Origin of the sequence: Microbacterium halimionae (assembly GCF_011761265.1) — a bacterium.
In the GTDB taxonomy this organism is placed as follows: domain Bacteria; phylum Actinomycetota; class Actinomycetes; order Actinomycetales; family Microbacteriaceae; genus Microbacterium; species Microbacterium halimionae.
Genome location: NZ_JAAOZB010000001.1, coordinates 1,316,002 through 1,338,685 on the forward strand (window position 1 = coordinate 1,316,002; position 22,684 = coordinate 1,338,685).

At 61.5% G+C, this 22,684-nt stretch carries 18 protein-coding genes and 1 riboswitch; of the genes, 8 read left to right on the top strand and 10 right to left on the bottom strand.

All coding sequences use genetic code 11. The annotated features are described in order from the left end of the window. The first annotated feature begins 16 nt into the window (after positions 1-16). Positions 17-1,489 (top strand): NAD-dependent succinate-semialdehyde dehydrogenase, encoded by a 1,473-nt coding sequence (locus FHS06_RS06075; RefSeq protein WP_167046758.1) that lies wholly within the window; start codon positions 17-19, stop codon positions 1,487-1,489. 8 nt (positions 1,490-1,497) lie between these two features. Here the strand turns inward: FHS06_RS06075 and FHS06_RS06080 are convergent, their stop codons facing one another. Then, complete coding sequence (locus FHS06_RS06080) at positions 1,498-2,940, bottom strand: helix-turn-helix transcriptional regulator (protein WP_167046761.1); 1,443 nt, start codon at positions 2,938-2,940, stop codon at positions 1,498-1,500. 121 nt (positions 2,941-3,061) lie between these two features. Here FHS06_RS06080 and FHS06_RS06085 point away from each other — a divergent pair, with 121 nt between their 5' ends. Beyond that, a complete protein-coding gene (locus FHS06_RS06085; protein ID WP_167046764.1) occupies positions 3,062-4,891 on the top strand; it encodes a phosphoenolpyruvate carboxykinase (GTP) in 1,830 nt (609 codons plus the stop codon). Between the two features lie 45 nt (positions 4,892-4,936). Here the strand turns inward: FHS06_RS06085 and FHS06_RS06090 are convergent, their stop codons facing one another. Beyond that, positions 4,937-5,275, bottom strand: a complete 339-nt coding sequence (locus FHS06_RS06090; protein ID WP_167046767.1) for a hypothetical protein — start codon at positions 5,273-5,275, stop codon at positions 4,937-4,939. 128 nt (positions 5,276-5,403) lie between these two features. On the opposite strand from FHS06_RS06090, the gene FHS06_RS06095 reads away from it, so the two are divergent. Then, positions 5,404-6,372 (top strand): DNA topoisomerase IB, encoded by a 969-nt coding sequence (locus FHS06_RS06095; RefSeq protein WP_167046769.1) that lies wholly within the window; start codon positions 5,404-5,406, stop codon positions 6,370-6,372. Positions 6,373-6,380: 8 nt separating this feature from the next. On the opposite strand, the gene FHS06_RS06100 is transcribed toward FHS06_RS06095, so the two are convergent. The 8 genes from FHS06_RS06100 to FHS06_RS06135 all read right to left on the bottom strand — a co-directional run bounded on the left by FHS06_RS06100 (position 6,381) and on the right by FHS06_RS06135 (position 15,139). Beyond that, the gene (locus FHS06_RS06100; protein WP_167046772.1) at positions 6,381-8,270 is read right to left on the bottom strand and encodes an ABC transporter ATP-binding protein; all 1,890 of its coding nucleotides are present in this window, start codon (positions 8,268-8,270) and stop codon (positions 6,381-6,383) included. A gap of 69 nt (positions 8,271-8,339) precedes the next feature. Next, entirely contained in the window at positions 8,340-9,830 is a 1,491-nt protein-coding gene (locus FHS06_RS06105) for an MFS transporter (protein ID WP_167046775.1), read from the bottom strand. Between the two features lie 173 nt (positions 9,831-10,003). Continuing rightward, a complete protein-coding gene (locus FHS06_RS06110; protein ID WP_167046777.1) occupies positions 10,004-10,357 on the bottom strand; it encodes a Fe-S protein in 354 nt (117 codons plus the stop codon). A gap of 62 nt (positions 10,358-10,419) precedes the next feature. Continuing rightward, positions 10,420-10,893, bottom strand: a complete 474-nt coding sequence (gene ribH / locus FHS06_RS06115; RefSeq protein WP_167046780.1) for a 6,7-dimethyl-8-ribityllumazine synthase — start codon at positions 10,891-10,893, stop codon at positions 10,420-10,422. Further along, positions 10,890-12,170: a GTP cyclohydrolase II gene (ribA, locus tag FHS06_RS06120; protein WP_167046783.1), complete on the bottom strand. Its 1,281-nt coding sequence runs from the start codon at positions 12,168-12,170 to the stop codon at positions 10,890-10,892. The genes ribH and ribA overlap by 4 nt, the downstream gene beginning before the upstream one ends. After that, positions 12,167-12,817, bottom strand: coding sequence for a riboflavin synthase (locus FHS06_RS06125; protein WP_167046786.1), 651 nt, complete (start codon positions 12,815-12,817; stop codon positions 12,167-12,169). The genes ribA and FHS06_RS06125 overlap by 4 nt, the downstream gene beginning before the upstream one ends. Beyond that, positions 12,817-13,860: a bifunctional diaminohydroxyphosphoribosylaminopyrimidine deaminase/5-amino-6-(5-phosphoribosylamino)uracil reductase RibD gene (ribD, locus tag FHS06_RS06130; protein WP_243845264.1), complete on the bottom strand. Its 1,044-nt coding sequence runs from the start codon at positions 13,858-13,860 to the stop codon at positions 12,817-12,819. Before ribD ends, FHS06_RS06125 begins: the two co-directional genes overlap by 1 nt. Before the next feature lie 56 nt (positions 13,861-13,916). Continuing rightward, positions 13,917-14,074: riboswitch (FMN riboswitch) on the bottom strand. Between the two features lie 45 nt (positions 14,075-14,119). Beyond that, positions 14,120-15,139, bottom strand: coding sequence for a LacI family DNA-binding transcriptional regulator (locus tag FHS06_RS06135; RefSeq protein WP_310734898.1), 1,020 nt, complete (start codon positions 15,137-15,139; stop codon positions 14,120-14,122). 147 nt (positions 15,140-15,286) lie between these two features. Here FHS06_RS06135 and FHS06_RS06140 point away from each other — a divergent pair, with 147 nt between their 5' ends. From FHS06_RS06140 to FHS06_RS06160, 5 genes are all read left to right on the top strand, one after another. Beyond that, complete coding sequence (locus tag FHS06_RS06140) at positions 15,287-17,305, top strand: beta-galactosidase (protein WP_167046792.1); 2,019 nt, start codon at positions 15,287-15,289, stop codon at positions 17,303-17,305. Then, positions 17,302-18,234, top strand: a complete 933-nt coding sequence (locus FHS06_RS06145; protein ID WP_167046795.1) for a carbohydrate ABC transporter permease — start codon at positions 17,302-17,304, stop codon at positions 18,232-18,234. The genes FHS06_RS06140 and FHS06_RS06145 overlap by 4 nt, the downstream gene beginning before the upstream one ends. Further along, on the top strand, positions 18,234-19,133 hold the full coding sequence (locus FHS06_RS06150; RefSeq protein WP_167046798.1) for a carbohydrate ABC transporter permease: 900 nt from the start codon (positions 18,234-18,236) through the stop codon (positions 19,131-19,133). The genes FHS06_RS06145 and FHS06_RS06150 overlap by 1 nt, the downstream gene beginning before the upstream one ends. 72 nt (positions 19,134-19,205) lie before the next feature. Then, a complete protein-coding gene (locus tag FHS06_RS06155; protein WP_167046801.1) occupies positions 19,206-20,531 on the top strand; it encodes an ABC transporter substrate-binding protein in 1,326 nt (441 codons plus the stop codon). A gap of 5 nt (positions 20,532-20,536) precedes the next feature. Further along, positions 20,537-22,597 (top strand): alpha-galactosidase, encoded by a 2,061-nt coding sequence (locus tag FHS06_RS06160; protein WP_167046804.1) that lies wholly within the window; start codon positions 20,537-20,539, stop codon positions 22,595-22,597. The last annotated feature ends 87 nt before the right edge of the window (positions 22,598-22,684 follow it).

Here is a 22,684-nt window from a genome sequence, read left to right on the forward strand (position 1 = left end):
GCGAGTCGGGAGAAACATGACTGAGATCAGTGAGAGCGAACTGCTGGGGCGGGTACCCGCAGCCCTTTTCATCGGCGGTGAGTGGCGGTCGTCGAGCGACAACAGCACGCTCGATGTCACAGACCCATCAACCGGCGACGTGATCAAAACGATTGCCTCCGGAACCCCGGCAGATGCCAAGGCTGCGATGGATGCCGCATCCGCAGCGTTTCCGGAATGGTCGGCGACACCTGCCCGCGTGAGAGGTGAAATCTTGCGCCGCGCCTTCGACCTGCTGCAAGAGCGCTCAAATGAATTTGCGCTGCTGATGACCCTCGAGATGGGAAAACCCCTCGCCGAGTCACGCGGCGAGGTGACCTACGGCGGGGAGTTCTTACGGTGGTTCAGTGAAGAGGCCGTGCGGGTACACGGACGCTATGGCGCAAACCCCGAAGGAACCGGACGCATGATTGTGTCGCAGCATCCGGTCGGGCCGTGCTACCTCATCACGCCGTGGAACTTTCCGCTCGCGATGGCGACGCGAAAGATTGCGCCCGCGCTCGCCGCCGGATGCACGCTCATCATTAAGCCGGCTGAACTCACGCCGCTGACGACCCTGTTTTTTGCGCGACTGCTCGAAGAAGCCGGCGTTCCAGCGGGTGTGGTCAACGTGCTCACAACGAGCGATTCCGTCGGGGTGTCAGAGCCCATCATCAGCGATTCGCGACTGCGCAAACTTTCGTTCACAGGATCTACCGCAGTCGGGCAGAAGCTTCTCGCGCAGGCCGCGGGTGGCGTGCTGCGAACATCCATGGAACTCGGGGGAAATGCGCCGTTCGTCGTGTTCGATGATGCCGACCTCGACAAGGCCGTTGAGGGCGCAATCGCAGCAAAGTTCCGAAACATCGGGCAAGCATGCACGGCTGCGAACAGGTTCATTGTGCAGCGGAGCATCGCCGAAGAGTTCGCCCGCCGCGTCACCGAGCGTGTGCAGAAATTTGGAGTCGGTCGTGGCACTGAATCGGATGTGACGATCGGGCCCCTGATCGATGATCGCGCAGTCGCCAAGGCTACGAGACTCGTCGATGATGCGCTCGAGCGTGGCGCAGACCTTCGTACCGGCGGCAAAGCGATCGACCGAGCTGGCACATTCTACGAAGCAACAGTGCTCTCTGATGTCGCCGCGGGTAGCGAGATTTTGCGCGAAGAGATCTTTGGCCCCGTGCTGGCGATCGTGCCTTTCGATACCGAAGCTGATGCGGTTCGCATCGCGAACGACACGGAGTTCGGTCTTGTCTCCTACGTCTTCACCCAGGACCTCGCCCGTGGTCAGCGCATGATTGAGAAGCTGGAGACCGGGATGATGGGGCTGAACGTCGGCGTCGTTTCAAACGCTGCGGCACCCTTTGGCGGCTGGAAGATGTCGGGGCTTGGGCGTGAGGGTGGGGCTGAAGGCATCCACGAGTATCTTCAGACGAAGTACACGCTCACACCTAACCCGTTCAGCTAGACCGCGGGTCAGCTCGACGCGTGCCGGTCGAGGAACGAGTACACCTCGTTGTCATCGACCCCTGGAAACGCGCCGCGGGGGAGCGGCGAGAACATCTGCATGTGGACCCGGGCGCTCGGCCAGGATTTTCCGCGCCACCGGGCTGCGGCATCCGCGGCAGGCTTCCGGCAGCAGGACTCGTCGGGGCAGATAGACGTGGCCCGCTTGTTCGTCTCGCGGCCGCGAAACCACTTAGAGTCGTCGAACGGTACGCCGACGGTGATGGAGAATTCACCCTCCGAAGTCGTTCCGGTTTGCGTTGCGCACCAGAAGGTACCCGAGGGCGTGTCGGTGTACTGGTAGTGCTCGGTTGTGCGGTTCTGCTCACTGAACGCTGAGCGAGCAGAGAACCACTTGCAGGCAACCTGCCCTTCGACAGCACCCGTGACGTCCATCGGCAGCGGGAGGTCATCATTTTCATACACGCGGTTGATTGCGCCCGCGCTGTCGACCCGGAGAAAGTGGAGCGGGATATCGAAATGCTGGGTCATGAGGTTCGTCATCCGCATGCCCGCCGCCTCGTGAGTAACCCCGAACGCATCCCTAAAATCCTCGACAGCAATATCTCGATCGCGCTTGGCCTGCTGCAGCATCGCGACGGCGTTGGTCTCGGGCATGAGGCAGCACGCGGCGAAGTAGTTGATCTCGAGCCGTTGCTGCAAAAAGTCCGCGTAGTCGGTTGGCTGGGTGTGACCGAGTAGTCGGTGCGCCATCGCTTGCAACGCCATTGATCGCAACCCGTGGCCGCCAGGAATCGATGCGGGTGGAAGGTAGATACGCCCATTCTCGAGATCGGTGACAGAGCGCGCCGAGTGGGGCAAATCACTCACGTAGAGCAACTCGAAGCCGAGCTGCTCTGCCATCACACTGACGCTTCGGTGAGTGAGAGCGCCTGAGGTGTGGCCCACCGCTTTCAGTTGCTTCTCTGCCAACGCCTCGATCCCGGGCAGATAGTTGTTCTTTTCGCGCATGCGATGACGAAGCTCGGTGTTTGCTCGACGAGCTTCTTCGGGGGTGGCTATCGCATCTCGCTCGCGGCGCTGAAGCTCGCGATGGAGCCCGAGCACCGTCTCGATGGTTTCGTCTGGTGTTGACTTCGTGACCTTCACCGGCGCAACCCCCAGCCGACGAAACACAGTGCTCGATTGAGCGCGGTTCAACTCAATCTCCAGCGCTGCGCGCCGATTCGGGGGCTCAGCGGACAACAGCTGTGAGAGGTCGGTGCCCGTCGCGCGCGCTACAGACTGCAGCAGCGACAGCTTCGGCTCACGCTTGCCGTTCTCGATAAGGCTGAGGTGGCTTCCCGCAACGCCTACGGCGTTTCCGAGCTCGTCGAGGGTGAGTCCCGCGGTCTGCCGGTAATGGCGAATGCGATGCCCGAGGGTGGTCAGTTCCATAGTGCGCTGCGCCATTCCTTGATCATAGCGAAAGAAATCAAGAAATTTCGGAGAATAGTCGTGTAAAAAAGCTTTTGAGGCGACCAAAGTGAAGAAAGACGGACAATATCTCGCCACTTCCAGCAAAGGAGTCGTTATGGCAATCGCCGAAACTTTCACCCACGCAGCACCCGCCACGACCGCGCTGGAAGATTGGGTAGACGAGATCGCGGGACTTACACAGCCCGATCGAATTCACTGGGTCGACGGGTCGCCTCGTGAAAACGAAGTTCTTTTGCACGAAATGGTGACCGAGGGAAAGCTCATCAAGCTGAACCCGGAGTGGCGCCCCGGCTCATACCTCGCCCGTTCTCACCCGAGCGACGTCGCTCGAACCGAGGCGCGAACATTTATTGCTTCTGAGAGTGAAACCGACGCCGGTCCGACAAATAACTGGGCCGATCCGGTCGCGATTCGTGAGACTCTCAAGCCGCTGTTTGCTGGTTCGATGCGGGGTCGCACAATGTACGTCGTGCCCTTCTCGATGGGTCCGGTGGGTGGTCCGTTGTCGCAAATCGGTGTGCAGATCACTGACAGCGCCTACGCAGTCACTTCCATCGGAATCATGACGCGTGTCGGAGACGAGGTGCGTCAGCTCATCGCTGAGGGCCAGCCCTGGGTCAAGACCGTGCATTCTGTCGGGGCGCCGCTGGTGCCGGGAGCGCAGGATGTCGCGTGGCCGTGCAATGACGAAAAGTACATTGTGCATTTTCCTGAGGCGCTCGAGGTCTGGTCATACGGGTCGGGATACGGCGGAAACGCGATTCTCGCGAAGAAGTGCTTTGCGCTCCGCATCGCGTCGGTCATTGGCCGGGACGAAGGATGGCTCGCCGAGCACATGTTGCTCATTCGGGTCATCAGCCCCGAGGGCAAGGCTTACCACGTTGCCGCAGCGTTCCCCTCGGCATGCGGCAAGACGAACCTCGCGATGCTGCGGCCAACGATTCCGGGTTGGCGGGTCGAAACGCTCGGCGATGACATCGCCTGGTTGCGGCCGGGTGAAGATGGACGGCTGTGGGCGATCAACCCCGAGGCCGGATTCTTCGGGGTCGCCCCGGGAACCGGAGACGAGACCAACGTGGCCGCGGTCGAGACGCTCTGGGGCAACACCATCTTCACGAATGTGGCGCTTCGCCCCGATGGAGATGTGTGGTGGGAAGGCCTTACCCGAGAAGCTCCGCCGCACCTCACCGACTGGGAAGGGAACCCATGGACACCGGACTCCGGGCGACCGGCAGCGCACCCAAACTCTCGGTTTACGGTCTCAGCATCCCAATGCCCCCAGATCGCTGACGACTGGGATGCCCCCGAAGGTGTGCCCATCGACGCCATCCTCTTTGGCGGACGTCGCGCCACGAATGTTCCGCTTGTCGTTGAAGCTGCCGACTGGAGTCAAGGCGTCTTCATGGGCTCCAATATTTCGTCAGAACGCACAGCTGCCGCTGAAGGCACAGTCGGAGAGCTTCGTCGCGACCCGTTCGCCATGCTGCCATTCTGTGGATACAACATGGGCGACTACTTCGCGCACTGGCTCAATATCGGACAGCAGTTGTGGTTTGACCGCGCGCCGAGAATCTTTCAGGTCAACTGGTTCCGCAAAGGCGAAGATGGCGGCTTCTTGTGGCCGGGCTTTGGCGAGAACTCGCGCGTCATTGACTGGATCATTCGCCGCGTCGAAGGAGAGGTGGGCGCGGTGGCAAGTCCGATCGGTCGCCTGCCTCGCATCGAAGATCTCAACCTCGAGGGTATTGATGTGCCGAAAGCCAATCTCGACGCGCTCTTCGCTATCGACACCGAGTCGTGGCAGAAAGAGGCCGACCTAACGGAGGAGTTCTACGCCACGTTCGAGGGCACGGTTCCTGCCGCTCTTCGCGCCGAGCTCGCATCGCTCCGATACCGCCTCAAGTACGCGCCTGCGCATAAGTAGCGCACTCGCGGTGCGCCGTCGCCGACGGGGGAGTGGCGAGCGACTTTATGCGGCAAGCGCCCCGTAGACCTCAATGATCAGAAGGAATGCCGCCGCCGCGATGGAAAGGTAAGACAGCAGGAGTCCGATCTTCGACGCACGGTGCTGGCCCTCCCGGCGGCGGGCCATCGTGCCAACCACGATGCCCGCGAGCGGGAGAACGTATTGGAATACTGTGGCGATTGCGATTGCGACGAGATTCCCCGGCAGGATCCACGAGACGAGCGCTGTTCCCAGCACGTAGTTCAGCGCGGAGAGCGCCCCCAGTACGAACGTGCTCTTGCTCAGCGGACCAGCGTTTGTCAGCAAAGTCTGCTTCGGGGTGGTCGAGAATGGTTCGCTCATATGCCGAGCCTAGAAGGTGAGCTCGTCGAGCACACCCGCATGCGCTGTGTGTTTTCAATAACTGCGCACACATTCAGCTCTGTTGTCGAGGGGCTCGGTCCATTTCTCGTGCGTGAGATTATGACCACATGACACGGTTGCGTCGAAGTCAACCCGCGAAGCCCGGGATCACACGCGTGCGGCGCGGACGCGGCTTCGGTTATGTCGACACCAGTGGGAGTGCGCTTCAGGATCGCGAGATACGGCAACGAATCACATCTCTCGTCATCCCGCCGGCCTGGAAAGACGTGTGGATCGCTCCCTACGCAAACGGTCACATCCAGGCGCTGGGGTTCGACGAAGCAGGACGCCGTCAGTACATCTATCACCCGGCCTGGCGTATTCAGCGCGATCGTGTGAAGTTCGACCGGATGCTGGAGCTCGCAGCGGCACTCCCCGCAGCCCGCCGGGGAGTAACAATCGATATCCGCCAAGACGGCTTGACGCGCTTGCGGGTGCTCGCGGGTGCATTCCGCATGCTCGACACCGGCAGCCTCCGTGTCGGTTCGGAGCGGTACGCAGACGAACACGGAAGTTATGGCCTCTCTACTCTGCGTGGAACACATGCCACCGTCCGATCGGGTGAGATCGTCGAGCTTCGATTCCCCGGCAAAAGTGGCCAAGCGTGGGAGTCGGACATTCACGATGCTGAGCTCGCAGAACTCGTGGCTCGACTCAAGCGTCGCGGTGGGCAGGCCCGGCTTCTCGCCTGGCAGGGCGAAGGGTCGTGGCATCCGCTTCAGCCCGAGGAAATCAACGATGATCTCCGTCGGCGGCTCCGGGGAGAATTCACCGCCAAAGACTTTCGTACCCTCCACGGCACCGGTGCTGCAGCTATAAGCCTCGCCAAGGCGGGTCCGCAAAAGTCTGTCGCCGCGCAACGTCGTGCTGTCGCCGCTGCCATGCGAGACGCCGCAGACGTACTCGGAAATACCCCGTCGATTGCTCGCAGTAGCTACGTAGACCCACGTGTACTAGACCGCTACGAACGCGGCGAGACGATTAATGCTGCCACGTCGGGCTCGATCGAAGTGCAGCTCATCCAGTTACTGACCTAGCGAGCCGACTATACGAGCAACTGGTGTTTTGCGAGGTCTCGGTACAGGGGAGTGGAAGCGACGAGCTCGGAGTGAGTGCCTTGGCCGACAACCTCACCGTGGTCGAGTACGACGATGATGTCGCTGTCGACGACAGTGGAGAGACGGTGCGCAATCACTATGAGAGTGCGGCCGGTTGCGACGGCGTCGATTGCTTCGCGCATCCGCTGCTCGTTGAGTCCATCGAGGGATGACGTCGACTCGTCGAGGAGCAGGATGGGGGGAGCAGCCAACAGTGCTCGCGCGATCGCGAGCCGTTGGCGCTCGCCACCGGAGAGCATGACTCCTGATTCGCCAACTGGCGCGTCGATCCCGAGAGGACTGCGCTCGAGTACATCGCCGAGGTTCACCGCATGCAACACCTGCTCGCACTCGTCGTCTGTGGCGTCGGGTGAGGCGAGCCGCAGATTGCCCGCGATCGTCCCGGCGAGAGTAGGCGCGTCCTGTTCGACGTATCCCAGCTGCGCACGAAGCTCTTCACGGTCGAGGTCACGGATGTCTCGGCCATCGAGCAAAATCGCGCCGTCGGTCGGGTCGTAGAACCGCTCGATGAGCGACAGCGTTGTGCTTTTACCGGCGCCGGAAGGGCCGACCAGCGCAACACGCGCTCCGCGTGGCACGTCGAACGACACTCCGCGCAGCACATCACCGGGCTTCCGGCCTGCCGTTTCAGTGTCGATCGCTGAGGTATCAGAGCGCGCACCTTCTAAGAGCGTGAGCGCCTCAGTTTCGGCTTTCTTCCGCGCTGTGACAACAGCATCCGGATACCGAAAGTGCACATTCTGGAACGAGAGTGCAGCGCTCGACGCAATCGCTGCAGGCGCTGACGCGGCATCGGCCTTGTCATCTTGCGTTTCTGTCGGCAGGTCGAGTACCTCTTGAATGCGTCCCAAAGCACCGAGGGCTTGGCCGACCGACGTGATTGCACCGAGGAATGAGCCCAGCGGCTGAATAAGCAAGAACAAGAAGATGACGAACGTCACGAGATTCGCGATCGTCAGAGCACCCGAGGCCACGCGGAATCCGCCGACGCCCAGCACGACGAGCAGCGAAACCTGCAGCGCGATTCCCGCGACCGGCACGACAAGTGCGGATGCCTTCGCCACCCGCACACCGGCATCGTACGCGTCTTCGGCGACCGATGTGATCGTGCGTTGCTCGCGCTCGCTGGCGCCTGACGCGCGCACCGTCCGAATTGAACCAATCGCACGCTCGACACCGGATGCGAGCTCGCCGACCTTCTCTTGCTGCACTCGAGTTGCCGCACGAATGCGCCCACTCAGCACGACAACAGCCGCAACGGATGCTCCCACGACGACGAGAATCAGCAGCAGCAGAATCGGGTCGAGAATCAGCATCGCGATGATTGCGCCCGCGAAAATGAGCACGTTTCCGATCGAATCGGCGAGGCCCTGGGTGAGCACGGCGTAGAGCAGCGTCGTGTCGGTGCCGACGCGTGAAACGAGGTCGCCGGTGCGGCGGGCATCGAACTCGCGAATCGGAAGATGCAGGATTCGCGCGATCAATCGACGTCGGCTGGAGAACACCACCGCGGTGCCGGTGCGCTGCAATAGGTAGTGCTGAAACCCGGAGATGACTGACGAAACAATGACGAGCGCAACGAGCGCCCAGACGAGCAGGCCCAGGCTTTCGTCTGCTTGCACGCGTTCGATGACAGAACCCACGAGGAGCGGTTGGCCGAGCGTCGCCGCCGCCGCCAACACACTGAGAACACCCACGACGACGAGTACGCGTTTGTGCTCGAAGACGTACGGCAGAAGTTGTTTAATGCTCGCGCGCGGACCGTCGTCTTTGGTGGGGCGACGGAATCCGCGACGCGCGGGTGCGCTCGTAGACATGGATACCTCGGTTCAGGGTGACTACCTACGACGCTACTTCGTGTTCTCAACGTCGCGGCGCCTTTGGGATTAAAGCGACGCGGTTGCTCCCACGCCGAGCGAGCCATCGTCGTCGTAGTCGACGTCTTTTGTCTCTTTTGACAGCAGCAACGCGATGAGGGTGAGCACGCCCATCGCCGACAAATACAGTCCGACGAGCCAAGGCTCGCCGCCCGCCGATGCCCACAGCCACACAGCGATCAGCGGTGCGACAGCCGCGCCAAGGATCGACGACATGTTGTACGCGATCGCCGACCCCGAGTAGCGCACGTTGGTCGGAAAGAGCTCTGGCAGGAGCGCCCCCATTGGACCGAACGTCGCACCCATGAGAACAAAACCCAACACCAGGAATGCCTGCACGAGCGCACCGGTGAATTTCGGGTCGGCCTGTGGCAAGAGGAATAGGTTGAAGGCCAAGCCGAAGACGATGATGCCGATCGTCACCCAGATGAGGAGCTTCCGGCGTCCGATGCTGTCGGCGATCGGGCCCGAGAGCAGCGTGAAGATGCCGAAGAAAACCACACCGATAATCTGCATGACAACAAAATCGATATAGCCGAATCCGAGACCCGGATAGAACTGCGCAGCGAATGCTGTGGCGTCAAAACTCTTTCCGGCGGCCTCGGCCGCAGCCTCAGCTGCAGGAGACGCGGTCGAAAGATCGGCCGCTTTCGTGCCGTACGACAGCGTGAAGTTCGTCATCAGGTAGAAAAGCACATACGTGGCGAGCATGATGAACGTGCCGAGGATGAGGTTTTTCCAGTGGCGGCGGATCACGAAGCCGAGCGGGAATTTGCGGATTGCACCCTTCTTTTCGGCCTGCACAAAAGCTTCCGACTCGACGAGGCGCAATCGCACCCACAGGCCGATGATCACCATGACCGCTGAGAAGAGGAAAGGCACCCGCCATCCCCACGCGAGGAAAGCTTCTGAGCGCTGGAGTGCACTGTCGGGGTGGGGGAGAGCCCAGTTGATCGTCAAGAAAACCATGTTGGCGATGATGAAGCCGATGGGTGCACCGAGCTGAGGGAACGTGCCGTACCAGGCGCGTTTTCCCTTTGGTGCGTTCTCGGTCGCAACGAGCGCGGCGCCCGACCATTCGCCACCGAGCGCGAAACCTTGAGCGAGGCGTAGCACGAGCAGCAGGAGTGCTGCCCACCATCCGATGTCGGCAAAGGTAGGGAGGCATCCGATCAGGAACGTCGCGATGCCCATCGTCAAGAGCGAAACGACGAGAGTGGTCTTGCGCCCGACCCTGTCGCCGAAATGGCCGAAAACGACAGCGCCGATAGGGCGGGCGACCATCGCGGCGCCAAAAACGGCGAACGATGACAGCAGCGATGTCGTGTCGTTTCCGGTAGGAAAGAACAGGATCGGGAAGACAAGAACGGCCGCTGTCGCGTACGCGTAGAAGTCGTAGAACTCGATCGTCGTGCCGACAAGGCTCGCGGTGATAACGCGAGAGCGGGGGTTGAGCGGTGCAGCAGTGCTGTCCGCCGCTGTGGGAGATGCAGATGACATGGGAGACCTGAAAAGAGAGAGTGCGAAGCTGTCCTTTTGGGACCAAATCGGTGGCGCGGTCCTGAGACGCGGTAGCGCATCAGGCGGCGCTGCGCTGGGTCACCGGTGTCGCGGGCAGAAATCGCCGATGCGAACGACTTATTGTAGGCCGCGAATTGGCCTCGCAGCGGTGGTTATCGCCAGATGACGGCGATTGCAGCGTTGAGCGCTGTCAGCACGCCGACCAACCAGAACAGTGCTGACGGCATGCTGCCGGTCTTGCGTTGCTTGCTCTGGCCGATACCGAGGAATGCGCCGATGATCAACAACACGACGAGCTTCACGCCGATCTTCGTGTAGTTCAGGTCGTATTCGAGACCCCACGGAGCGGCCAATGCGAGTCCCGCAACTGCGGCGATGACCAGGCCGATGTTCATGAGTGGCGTCACTCGAATTCGGCGGTTATAGGCCTCGACAGCCCACGCCCCGAACAGTGTCGCGAAGCCAATGAGGTGAATGAATACGACGACGTGGCGCACGGTCTCCATGCAGTCAGATTAGTGGGCGCCCCGGCATCACGCCAGCAAGGGATGCCTCACCCAAACACCCGCTATTCGCGAAGCGCGCGCAGCAGGAGAGCTGTACGGACTGCGGCGTCAGCGGCCTCGGCGCCCTTATCTTCCTTTGAATCAGGAAGGCCCGCGCGGTCAAGACCCTGCTGTTCGTCATCGAGAGTCAGGAGACCGAAACCGATGGGCTTTCCGGTATCAAGCGCCACGCGGTTTAGGCCGTCGGTGGCTGCGGAGGCAACGTACTCAAAGTGGGGTGTACCGCCTCGAATGATGACACCCAGTGCGACGACGGCATCCGCTCCGGCCTCGAGAGCAGCCTTGCTCGCGAGAGCGAGCTCAAACGATCCAGGTACGCGCACAACGCGGTACGTCGCGCCCGATGCTTCGAGAGTGCGCTCAGCGCCGGCGATCAAGCCATCGGTGATCACGTCGTGCCAGGTGCCAGCGATAATTGTGACCTTCAAGCTCGACGCGTCGGTAGGAACGATGACGGGTGCTCCTTTACCGCTCATGCTCCCGAGCCTTCCTGCATCTTCGCGATCGCATCGCTCAGGTCTTGTTCGGCGATGATGTGTCCCATTCGATCCCGTTTCGTGGAGAGGTACTGATGATTGTTGGGGCCGACTCCGACCAGCAGAGGTACCTGCTCGACGATGTCGAGTCCCAAGTTCTGTAGTTGATTAACTTTGTCGGTGTTGTTCGTCAGGAGGCGAAGCCTGTCGATGCCGAGATCAGTGAGAATGCCAGCGGCAGCGGCATAATCGCGGGCATCTGCGGGCAGTCCAAGAACGAGGTTGGCATCGACGGTGTCGAGACCGCGCTCTTGCAGGCTGTAGGCGCGTAGCTTGTTGATGAGCCCGATGCCGCGGCCCTCGTGGCCGCGCATGTAAATGACGACCCCACCCTCTTGCTCGATCGTGTCGAGAGCGGCGTCAAGTTGCGGACCACATTCGCACTTGAGCGAGCCGAAGGCTTCTCCGGTCAGGCATTCTGAGTGAACGCGCACGAGCGGTGCTTCGTCGGTGAGGTCGCCGGAAACAACAGCGATATGGTCGGTTCCGGTTACCCGATCCTTGTACGCCAAGAAGCGAAAAACCCCATGCGACGTAGGCACGAGCGACTCTGCTCGCAAGCTCACGCGGCGACTGTGCGCTGGCGCTTGGGCGGATTCGATCGGGTCGATGCGCTGCAGGTGAGCGATCAGCTGCTCGATGGTGATGACGGGCAGTCCATCGCGTTCTCCGAGATCAAGGAGACCTGGCATCCGCATCATCGCACCGTCTTCTGCCACGATTTCGGCGATAGCTCCGACGGGCTCCAATCCAGCGAGCTTCATGAGCTCGACGGCCGCCTCGGTGTGGCCTGGGCGTTCACGCACGCCGCCGTCGACAGCACGCAGTGGAAGAACATGACCGGGGCGAAGCAACGACGACGGAACCGATGTGGGGTTTGCGAGCACGTTGAGAGTGTGGGCGCGGTCAGAGGCGCTGATTCCCGTGGAATCACGGCGATCGGCCGCGTCGACGCTCACCGTGTACGCGGTGCCGCGTGCATCCTGATTTACCTCAACCATGGGAGGCAGGTCGAGGCGGTCTGCCCACTCGGCTGGCATTGGCGCGCAAATAAAGCCACTCGACCAGCGCACCGTCCATGCGATCCACTCCGGCGTCGCAAGCGCTGCCGACAAAATGGCGTCGCCTTCGTTCTCGCGGCTTTCGTCGTCAGCAACGATGATGGGGCGTCCTTCCCGCAGTGCGGTGAGGGCGTCTTCGATGGATGAAAGGCTCATCGCGAGCCTCCTTCTGTGCGGGCGCCGATCGGCGCCGAGGGTGTTGAAAAAGTGAGCAAACGCTGCACGTGGCGGGCGAGAATGTCGGTTTCGAGGTTGACCGCTTCTCCGATTGCCCGCGAACCGAGAGTTGTTGCCGTGAGTGTCTCGGGAATCAGTGAGATTTCGAACCACTGCGTCTCTTCTGTCGCGGCGCTGACGGAACTCACGGTGAGCGAGACGCCATCGACGCTGATGGATCCTTTGTCGACGATCAGGGCAGCTAGTGCGCGGGGTAGCTCGATGCGCACGACCTGCCACTTATCTCCGGGGCGGACATCCGACACGGTGCCGGTGCCATCGATGTGGCCCTGCACTATGTGTCCGCCCAGTCGACCGTGGGCGGCCGTCGCGCGTTCAATATTGACTTCCGCACCCGGGGCGATTCCTGCGAGCGTCGACATGTCGAGCGTTTGGCGCATGACGTCGGCTGTGAACCAGTCGGCACCCTGTTCGATCACGGTGAGGCAGACGCCACTGACCGCGATCGAATCGCCGTGGCTGGCATCCGATACTGCCAAGGGCGCACGTACCGTGAGGCGAACGCCATCGCCCGAGGATTCGACAGCCGTGACGCTTCCGATTTCTTCGATGATTCCGGTGAACATTAGAGGTCTCCTTGTTCTGCGCGGGACGCGAGACGGGGCGCGCCGATCATCAGAAGATCAGCCCCGAGTTGCTCGGTGTGGAGTATGCGCAAGTGCTGTGCCGCGCTGATTGTGTCGACGCCAATATCCGTGAGGGCGAGACGGTCGCCGCCGATCAGAACCGGGGCGATGTACACGAGTACTTCATCGACAAGTTCGCTCTGCAAAAATGCGCTCGCGAGAGTCGGGCCACCTTCGACGAAAACGCGATGTACTCCGCGTCCGCGGAGATCTTCTAGTACTCGAGCTAAATCGTGCGTTGCAAAGAACCAGGGCGAGAGCGGATGCTGTCGAATCGCGGCGCCGCGTGGCGTTTCTCGTTCGCCAATCACGACGGGCCGCGGCTGGTGGTCGTAGAGATCACCGTTGGGTGTCCGCGCCGTCAGCGAGGGATCATCTGCGGTGATGGTTCCGGTTCCGATGACGATTGCGTCGGACTGAGATCTGCGGGTGTGCACATCCGCTCGAGCCTCTGGACCAGTGATCCACTGGCTTGTTCCGTCTGCCGCAGCGGCGCGGCCGTCGAGGCTCTGGGCCCACTTGACGGTGACGTGCGGACGTCCAAGTTTTTGCACTGCCAGCCACGAAGAAATCAGTTCGCGCGCTTCATTGGCACACAGCCCAGCTTCAACTTCGACTCCAGCGCTTCGCAGTCGCTCGGCGCCGCCGCCGGATGCATCCCCTGGATCGGGGAGTGCGAAAACAACGCGCGCGATGCCCGCTTCCAATAGGGCTTCCGTGCAAGGGCCGGTTCTTCCGGTGTGGTTGCAGGGCTCAAGAGTGACGACGGCTGTAGCGCCGGCGGCTTCGCCTGCCGACACATGCGAAAGCGCATCAACTTCAGCGTGCGCTGTTCCCGCTCCCCGATGCCACCCCTGCGCGATGACTTCGCCTGATGCCGAAATGATGACCGCGCCCACCTGCGGGTTGATGCCCGTGTGCCCCCGCCGTGCGAGTTCCAGAGCGAGGCGCATAGCGTCACGCTCTACCGGCATCGTGGTCATTCCCGTTCCCCTTATTTCGGCGCCCCGGGAACGGCCGTGCCAACGCCTAGGGCGCCGTGTGCTTCCTCTCATCCGGACTAGCCACACTTCTGTGTCGCATCACCGTCGGTCCTGGAATTTCACCAGCTCAACCGCCGCCCGCATCGTGAGATGCATTGCGTCGGGTCGCGGACTATCACCGCCGGTTCGGATTCTCACCGACCCCGGAGCACTTCTGCTCATCAGTGTACTCAACAGTTTTGGTGAAAATTCATTCCCACTACGCGGAGTTGCGCCAGACGATCGGGCACTCGAGCATCTGAGCGTTCTGCATGGGTGCTTCGCCCCGGATTTGACGCAAAACAGCCTCAGCGGCTGCGCGCCCAAGGCTCGTTGCAGGCTGCTGCACTGTCGAGAGAGGTGGGTCGCACCTCATCGCCCACGAGCTGTCGTCAAAACCCACGATGCCGATATCTTCCGGCACTCGGCGGCCGGCGAGATGAAGAACTTCGAGGGCGCCAGCGGCGAGGGCATCGCTTGACGCGAACACGCCATCAATATCGGGCGCGCGCTGTAACAGTGCGCGCATGCCTTCTTGGCCGTCTCGGTAGGAGTAGAGCGGTACAGACTCGACGAGAGCTGGATCAAAGTCGTTTCCGAGGGCCGCTCGGAATCCTGCGAGCCGATCCGCGCCGGAGTCACGGTCCAAAGCAGCGGCGATCATGCCGATCCGTCGCCGGCCGGTTGACGCCAACCGGCTTGTGATCGCCTGGGCTGCCGTCTGGTTGTCGATCGCGACATATGCGGCATTGCCGATGTCACGCGGATGACCGACAAAAGCTGTGGGGAGATCAAGCCGACTCACGGCCCTGGTAATGGCGTCTCCCTCCCGAGCCGACACGATGATCACGCCGTCGATCAGGCCCCCACTCAGGTAGTTGGACAGCCGAGATATGTCGCGCGATGAATCCGCGATCAGGCAAGCCATCTGGTAGTCGGCTTCGGAGAGGGCCTCGTTGGCGCCCAAGAGGATCGAGCCGATATTCGGATCCTCGATGAAGAGTGAACTCGGCTCGTGCACGATGAGCCCTACCGCTTGCGAACGCTGCATGACAAGGCTGCGTGCTGCTCCGTTGGGGACGAACCCCACTTTGGCTATCGCGGCGTCGATCGCGGCGCGGGACTCGCTCGAAACGTAGCGCTTTCCGTTCAACACGCGGCTCACGGTTCCTCGCGAAACACCAGCCTCGACGGCGACGTCATTTACCGTCGCACGACGGCGTCGATCCTCGGAAGCCACGCATCCATCGTATGTGCCAAACGTGCAACTTTTGTTCCGCGCTGTTGACATGTCTTTCGCGGTATCTATAGTGTGTGCACGTTCACACATTTTGCATCGACGAAGATTTTACGTTCTTCTGTGCACGTTCACAGATACGAGGAGACCATGGCGGCCCCCGCACACGCGTTCACCCACGACGGCATTGCCTTCGGTGGTGATTACAACCCTGAGCAGTGGGATCCCTCTGTTTGGGAAGAGGACGTCACGCTCATGCGCGAAGCGGGCGTTGACCTCGTTGCGATCAATATCTTCGGTTGGGCAGGCGTTGAACCGCGTGATGGCGAGTTCACGTTCGCGTCGCTCGATCGCATCATCGAGCTTTTGCACGCGGCGGACATTCGGATAAACCTCGGGACCGGAACTGCTTCGCCGCCAGCATGGTTGACTCGCGCGCATCCCGAGATTCTCCCGATCGCTGAAGACGGCACGACGCGCTATCCCGGTGGACGCCAAGCATGGTGCCCCAGCTCTCCAGCTTTTCGTGCCGCGGCCCTCTCTCTCGTGCGCGCCGTCGCTGAACGCTACGGGTCTCACCCGGCTGTCGCGCTGTGGCACGTGTCGAATGAGCTCGGATGCCACAACTCGCTGTGTTACTGCGACCAGAGCGCAGCGGCTTTTCGACTCTGGCTTCGGGCACGATATGGGTCAGTCGATGCGCTGAACGCCGCGTGGGGCACCGCATTCTGGTCTCAGACCTACGGCGATTGGGAAGAAATTCTCCCGCCACGCGCTGCGCTCTCGGCAAGAAATCCGGGACAGGCACTCGACTTCCATCGGTTCAGTTCTGATGAGCTCCTCGATCACTACCGCGCCGAGGCTGCCGTTATCCGCGATCTCAGCGATGTGCCGGTAACGACGAACTTCATGGTCGCGGCCCACATCGAAAACATGGACTACTGGCAGTGGGCCGGCGAGATGGACATCGTGGCAAACGATCACTATCTCGACTACCGCCTCGGCGATCCGCGCACCGAGCTTTCTTTCGCCGCCGATCTGTCGCGCGGTCTGGCGCTCGGTGCACCGTGGCTTCTCATGGAGCACTCGGCGGGCGCTGTGAACTGGCAGCCGATTAACTTCCCAAAGAGCCCAGGCCAGATGTTGCGCAATTCGCTCACCCACGTTGCTCGTGGCGCGGATGCCGTCTGCTTCTTTCAGTGGCGTGCTTCTGTGCAGGGTAGCGAGAAGTTCCACTCCGCGATGTTGCCGCACGCGGGAACGGGTTCGACGCTTTGGCATGACGTCGTGGAACTCGGCGGCATAATCAGCAAGCTCGACGAGGTTGCGGGTTCGCGGGTTGTCGCTGATATTGCCCTTGTCTTCTCATGGGAGTCATGGTGGGCGGCGGACGCCGAATCGCGACCAAGTTCAGCGCTCGGCTATCTCGACCAGGTGCATGCGGTCTACGCGGCCTTCGCAGCGCTCCACGTAACAATTGACGTTGTTGCGCCAGGCGCCGATCTCTCCGCATACCGACTTGTCCTCGTGCCGGGCCTCCACCTTGTTCGTGATGAGGAAGCGACCGTCATCAACGATTGGATCTCGGCTGGTGGCACCGCGCTCGTGACGTTCTTCAGCGGGATCGTTGACGAGAACGATCGCGTGTGGACGGGCGGGTACACCGGCCCATTCCGTGATGCCCTCGGCATCGCGGTGGAAGAATTCGCTCCAGTTGCGCCCGGTGCTCGCGTCTCGCTCGGTAGCGGCGCAGCCGGAACGCTGTGGTCGGAGCGCATGCATGTCACCACCGCAGAGGTCGTGGATTCCTTCGCTGACGGCCCAGCCGCTGGCGGTCCAGCAATTACCCGCAATCGGTGGGGTTCTGGAAATGCGTGGTACCTCTCCACTCTGCTTGAACCCCAGGCGTATCGCTCCCTCGCGCAGGAGCTTGTCTCCGCTGCGGGAGTGGAATCTCCCGTTCCGGTAACCGGAGACTCCGACGGGGCTGTCGAGATCGTGCGCCGTCGAGGAGACATCTCCTCGTATGTATTCGCGATCAACCACGGCAGTACCTCAGTTCAGCTGCAGGTGAGCGGTACCGAGTTGATCACCGGCGACAACACTGTCGCAACCCTCGAGGTTCCGCCCGGGGCGGTTCGAATTATCAGAGAGGAGTCTGCGTCATGACAACCGACGTCGTAGACCCGACTGCACAACGTTCTCGTAGCGGTCGATCAGTGCCAAAACGGCGGCAAGGACAGACTCACCGATCGGCGGTCGCGTTCTTTGCTGCGCCGTTCGGCGTACTTTTCTTGCTCTTCTATCTCGTGCCGATCGGGTACGCGATATGGCAGTCGCTGCTGGTCGTCGAACGCGAGGGCACATACGGCGCACCACAAGAGGTGTTCGGGTGGTTCGCGCAATACGCACTTGTGCTGCAAAACGGCCCCTTCTGGGAGTCAGTGCTGCGCGTACTGCTGTTCGGCGTCGTGCAAGTGCCTGTCATGCTCGGGCTCGCGTTGCTGTTTGCGCTGTTGCTCGACTCGCCAGTTCTGAAAGGCCGGAAGTTCTTCCGCCTCGCATTCTTTGCTCCTTATGCGGTTCCTGGAGTGATCGCGGCGATCATGTGGGGATTTCTTTACTCCCCGAATCTGTCACCTTTCACCGATGTGACGCGTGCCATCGACTTTCTCTCGCCGGAACTCGTGCTCTGGTCGATCGCGAACGTTGTGACCTGGGTGTTCGTCGGCTACAACATGCTCATTATCTACTCGGCTCTCCTGGCGATTCCCAGCGAGGTGTATGAGGCGGCACGGCTCGATGGTGCAGGTCAAATCCGCATTGCCTGGTCGATAAAGATCCCGATGGTGGCACCGGCGATCGTGCTGACCGCGATCTTCTCGATCATTGGAACTCTTCAGCTGCTCGCCGAGCCCCAGGTCTTCCGATCATTCAGCTCCGCCGTATCCAGCACGTTCACACCAAACATGACCGTGTACGCGACGAACTCGATCCCCAATATCAACCTCGCCGCCGCGTTCTCGGTGGTCCTGGCCTTGGCGACGTTCATCCTCTCGTTCACGTTCTTGAAGATCACCCAGCGGAAGGCCGACTGATGAGCTTCCTCACGCGCACCAAGGGTGCGACAGCCGACGACCTCGTCACAGGCAAAGGCCCGAAGGAAGGGCTACTCTCCCGCGGGGCAGCGCTGCTGATCATGAGCGTGTTCACGCTCTACTTCTTGGTTCCGATCTGGTGGCTTTTCATCGCCTCCACAAAAGATCGCGGCCAGCTCCTCACGACACCTTCGTTGTGGTTTGCTGACTTCAACCTCTTCAACAACATCAGAGACCTGCTCGACTACAACGACGGCATCTATGTGCGCTGGCTCGGTAACAGCCTGCTCTACGCCGGAGTCGGTGCCATTCTTGCGACGATCCTTGCGTCGATGTGTGGTTACGCGCTGGCGAAGTACTCGTTCCGCGGGCGTGAACTGCTGTTCAACGTGGTGCTGGGCGGAGTGCTCGTACCCGCGACAGCCCTCGCGTTGCCGCTGTTCCTACTCTTTAGCCAGGTCAACCTGACGAACACCATTTGGGCAGTGCTGCTCCCGAGCATCGTCAGCCCGTTCGGCGTGTATCTCAGCCGCATTTACGCGGCATCAAGCGTGCCCGATGAGCTCATCGAGGCAGCACGACTTGATGGCGCGGGCGAAGTTCGCACCTTCTTCACCGTGTCTATCCGCCTGATGGTTCCAGCTCTCGTGACTGTCTTTCTCTTTCAGTTCGTCACGATTTGGAACAACTTCTTCTTGCCATTGATCATGCTTCGTTCTCAGGAACTTTTCCCCGTGACATACGGGCTTTACACCTGGAATACGCAGCTCAATCAGATCCCTGAGCTCCGCACCTACGTGCTCGTCGGTTCTCTCCTTTCGATCATCCCGTTGATCATCGCCTTCCTCCTACTTCAGCGCTTCTGGCGCGGCGGCCTCGGTGCCGGTTCTGTGAAGTAGGTTCCACGCCGGAGGAGGTATCTCCGGCATCCGCAAGAGTCCGTTCACCCACACAGAAAGCACTGAAAGATCATGCACAACACCAAGAAAGCAGTCGCCACAGGCGTCGTACTGCTGAGCGCGGTCGCGCTTGCAGGATGCACATCTGGAGACAGTGGTAGCACCGATGCTGCCGATGCCTGCACCCCAGCAGACGGTCCCGTCACCCTGGAATTCACCTCGTGGATCCCTGGAATCGAAGATGTCGTAGCGACGTGGAACGAGGCGAACCCCGATATTCAGGTCGAGGTTCAGACCGGTCCGAACGGTAACTCCGGCACTTACCAGAACTTCTTCAGCCAGCTCGAAGCCGGAAACGCACCCGATCTCGGTCAGATCGAGTACGACGCCCTCGCAAGCTTCCGGGTTCAGGACGGGCTGACTGACCTCTCGGGGTGTGACGATGTCGTTGCGGCAGAGTCTGAGTTCATCCCGTGGACCTGGTCGCAGGTCACCCTTGGGTCGGACGGCATCTACGCCATCCCCCAAGATTCCGGCCCGATGGCGCTCTTCTACCGTTCCGACCTGTTCGAAGAGAATGACATTGCGGTCCCGACGACGTGGGCTGAGTACAAGACCGCTGCCGAAGAGATTCGTGCTCTCGGTGGCTACATCACGAACTTCTCGACCGCTGACATCAACCAGTTCGCTGGCCTCGTCTGGCAAGCAGGCGGCGAGTGGTTCGGTAACGAGGGCGACGAATGGACTGTTGATCTCGCCGGAGGCGAATCGCAGACTGTCGCTGCGTACTGGCAGGACCTGATCGACAACGACCTCGTAGCCACCTACCCGGCGTGGACCGAAGAGTGGAACAACGCCTACAACTCCAGTGAGGTGTGGACGTGGGAGTCAGCGGTGTGGGGTGCAAACTCGATCTCGAGTGGCGCTCCCGACACAGCAGGTCTGTGGTCGGTCGCAAGCTCGCCGCAGTGGGAAGCCGGAGAGAACGCAGCAGGAAACTGGGGTGGATCCTCGACAGCAGTGTTCAAGGGAAGCGAGCACCCCTACGAAGCGTCGAAGTTCGCGCTCTGGCTCAACACTTCCGAAGAAGCGCTGACGGCCCTCAACGCGAGTGCCAACATCTACCCCGCGACCACGGCGGGTCTTGAGTTGCCCGTGCTCAAGGAGGGCGTCGAGTTCTACGGCGGCCAGGCTATCTATGACGTGTTCGCCGAGGCTGCTGCTGAGGTTAACCCGGACTTCATGTGGGGCCCGACGATGACACAGACGTATGCGGACGTGTCTGACGGATTCCAGCAGGCTGTTACTGGACAGGGCACACTTGAAGATGCCTTGAAGTCAGCGCAGAGCTCTACGATCGACACGCTCAAGGCGCAGTCCATCCCGGTATCGGAGTAGAACGCATGATCCATCACCTCCGTGCTGCGGGAGTCTCTCTCGTGGTCGACTCCCGCGGCACGGAGGTGCCGGCGATCGTGCACTGGGGGCGCGACCTTGGTGCGCTCGCCAAGAACGATCTTCAGAACTTGGTCGACGCAACAGTGGCACTCAACCCGCCGAGTTCAATCGACCGCCCGCCCCGGCTCAGCTTGATTGCTGGCCTCGGGGAAGGCTGGTCTGGGCATCCCGTGGTTGCGCTCGCCGGAGTCTTCGGCACCGCGCGGCACCGCGAGACTCTCAGCCGCCAAAACATCATCACCTCGGTGAGCGAATGGGCTGCGGCATCCGTCACGACGCGCCTTGAGCTCACAGCCGATGGTCTACTTCTTGCCTCGCACGTCGTCCACAACGAAGGCTCGAGCGCAATCACATTAACTTCGGCCGCCGTGGCGCTTCCGATCCCGGATCGCGCCCGCGAGTTGCTCGATTTCACCGGACTATGGTCGCGCGAGCGGCAACCTCAGCGCCAGCAGCCCGGCTTAGGAGTCTGGCTGAGAGAGTCTCGACACGGGAGAGGCGGCCACGACGACGCGTTCTTGATGGTCGCCGGTACACCAGGATTCGGCTTTTCATCGGGTGAGGTATGGGCGACACACGTCGCGTGGAGCGGCGACACGCAGCAGTGGTTCGAACGTTCGCCCCTCGGAACCACAGTGCTCGGTGCGGGGGAGCGTCGGCCACCAGTCACGCTCGCGCCCGGGGACACGCTCGAGACGCCGACGATTGTGGCGGCGTGGTCTGATCAGGGGCTCGACGGGATTTCGTCAAGAGTTCATCCCTGGGTGCGGTCGTGGTCGACGCACGCGTCACCTCGACCGGTGACGCTCAACACGTGGGAAGCCGTCTACTTCGATCACTCGATCGATCGCCTTGCACCCCTCGTTGATCGCGCAGCAGATGTGGGCGTTGAGCGGTTCGTTCTCGATGACGGTTGGTTCGCTGGCCGAAGTGATGACAAGCGCGCTCTCGGCGACTGGACGGTTGACACCACGACCTGGCCCGACGGGCTGTGGCCGCTCATTGAGCGAGTCGAGGCACGGGGCATGCAATTCGGTTTGTGGGTCGAGCCCGAGATGATCAGCCCTGATTCAGAACTCGCGCGGGCTCATCCGGACTGGGTCATGTCGGGTCAGGATGCCGTCACTTGGCGCTGGCAGCACGTGCTCGATCTCTCCGTGCCTGGTGCCGAAGCGCACGTGCGTGACAGTCTCGACGCTCTCCTGGGCGAATACCCGATCCGCTACCTCAAGTGGGATCACAATCGTGACCTTCTCGTTGAAGACTCGCACGAGCAAGTGTCGGCGCTCTACCGGGTTCTCGATGACCTGAGGCGTCGCCACCCCGAGGTCGAGATCGAGTCGTGCGCGTCAGGCGGAGCCCGCATCGACCTCGGGATTTTGCCGCGCGTTGACCGCGTATGGACGAGCGACACCAACGACCCGCTCGAGCGTCAGCGCATTCAGCGGTACACCGGCATTTTGATTCCGCCCGAATACCTTGGCTCGCATCTGGGAGATGCGCGCGCGCATACTTCAGGCAGAACGTCCTCGCTCGCGTTTCGTTTGGCGACCGCCTTCTTCGGCCATGCCGGAATCGAATCCGACCTGACCCGCCTCCGCGACGATGATCTCCAGGTCGTCCGTCGGTGGATTGCGGCTCACCGTGAGCACCGTGAGCTGTTGCACAGCGGCACGGTCGTGCACGTAGACGAAGCGGATCCGGCGGCGATTGTGCACGGTGTCATTGCGCTGGACGGCTCCGAAGCCGTTTTTTCGTACGCGCTCGTGTCGCCGCCCGAGACCGCTGTGCCGCCGCGATTACGGATGCCGCGCCTCGACCCCGAGCAGCGTTACCGGGTCGAGCGTCTCGATGTCGGCGCCGAGCCACACGAGCTTGCTGATGCGCCGCCGCCGTGGCTCACTGCGGGCGTAGAAACTACCGGCCGAGCGCTCGACGAAGTGGGGCTGGCGATGCCCGGTCTCCTGCCCGGTGAAGCACAATTGTTCGCCGTTCGCGCCATCTAACGACCGTTCGTACGCTCAGCGTCACAACGCCGATGCACATTTGTGCAAACCCGCTGAGAGAAAACCCGACGGGTTCGAATCTCTGTG

Bases quoted from the DNA above. Each gene is read 5' to 3' on its own strand.
- FHS06_RS06075 (WP_167046758.1), top strand. From the start codon at position 17: ATGACTGAGATCAGTGAGAGCGAACTGCTGGGGCGGGTACCCGCAGCC.
- FHS06_RS06080 (WP_167046761.1), bottom strand. From the start codon at position 2,940: ATGGCGCAGCGCACTATGGAACTGACCACCCTCGGGCATCGCATTCGC.
- FHS06_RS06085 (WP_167046764.1), top strand. From the start codon at position 3,062: ATGGCAATCGCCGAAACTTTCACCCACGCAGCACCCGCCACGACCGCG.
- FHS06_RS06090 (WP_167046767.1), bottom strand. From the start codon at position 5,275: ATGAGCGAACCATTCTCGACCACCCCGAAGCAGACTTTGCTGACAAAC.
- FHS06_RS06095 (WP_167046769.1), top strand. From the start codon at position 5,404: ATGACACGGTTGCGTCGAAGTCAACCCGCGAAGCCCGGGATCACACGC.
- FHS06_RS06100 (WP_167046772.1), bottom strand. From the start codon at position 8,270: ATGTCTACGAGCGCACCCGCGCGTCGCGGATTCCGTCGCCCCACCAAA.
- FHS06_RS06105 (WP_167046775.1), bottom strand. From the start codon at position 9,830: ATGTCATCTGCATCTCCCACAGCGGCGGACAGCACTGCTGCACCGCTC.
- FHS06_RS06110 (WP_167046777.1), bottom strand. From the start codon at position 10,357: ATGGAGACCGTGCGCCACGTCGTCGTATTCATTCACCTCATTGGCTTC.
- ribH (WP_167046780.1), bottom strand. From the start codon at position 10,893: ATGAGCGGTAAAGGAGCACCCGTCATCGTTCCTACCGACGCGTCGAGC.
- ribA (WP_167046783.1), bottom strand. From the start codon at position 12,170: ATGAGCCTTTCATCCATCGAAGACGCCCTCACCGCACTGCGGGAAGGA.
- FHS06_RS06125 (WP_167046786.1), bottom strand. From the start codon at position 12,817: ATGTTCACCGGAATCATCGAAGAAATCGGAAGCGTCACGGCTGTCGAA.
- ribD (WP_243845264.1), bottom strand. From the start codon at position 13,860: ATGACCACGATGCCGGTAGAGCGTGACGCTATGCGCCTCGCTCTGGAA.
- FHS06_RS06140 (WP_167046792.1), top strand. From the start codon at position 15,287: ATGGCGGCCCCCGCACACGCGTTCACCCACGACGGCATTGCCTTCGGT.
- FHS06_RS06145 (WP_167046795.1), top strand. From the start codon at position 17,302: ATGACAACCGACGTCGTAGACCCGACTGCACAACGTTCTCGTAGCGGT.
- FHS06_RS06150 (WP_167046798.1), top strand. From the start codon at position 18,234: ATGAGCTTCCTCACGCGCACCAAGGGTGCGACAGCCGACGACCTCGTC.
- FHS06_RS06155 (WP_167046801.1), top strand. From the start codon at position 19,206: ATGCACAACACCAAGAAAGCAGTCGCCACAGGCGTCGTACTGCTGAGC.
- FHS06_RS06160 (WP_167046804.1), top strand. From the start codon at position 20,537: ATGATCCATCACCTCCGTGCTGCGGGAGTCTCTCTCGTGGTCGACTCC.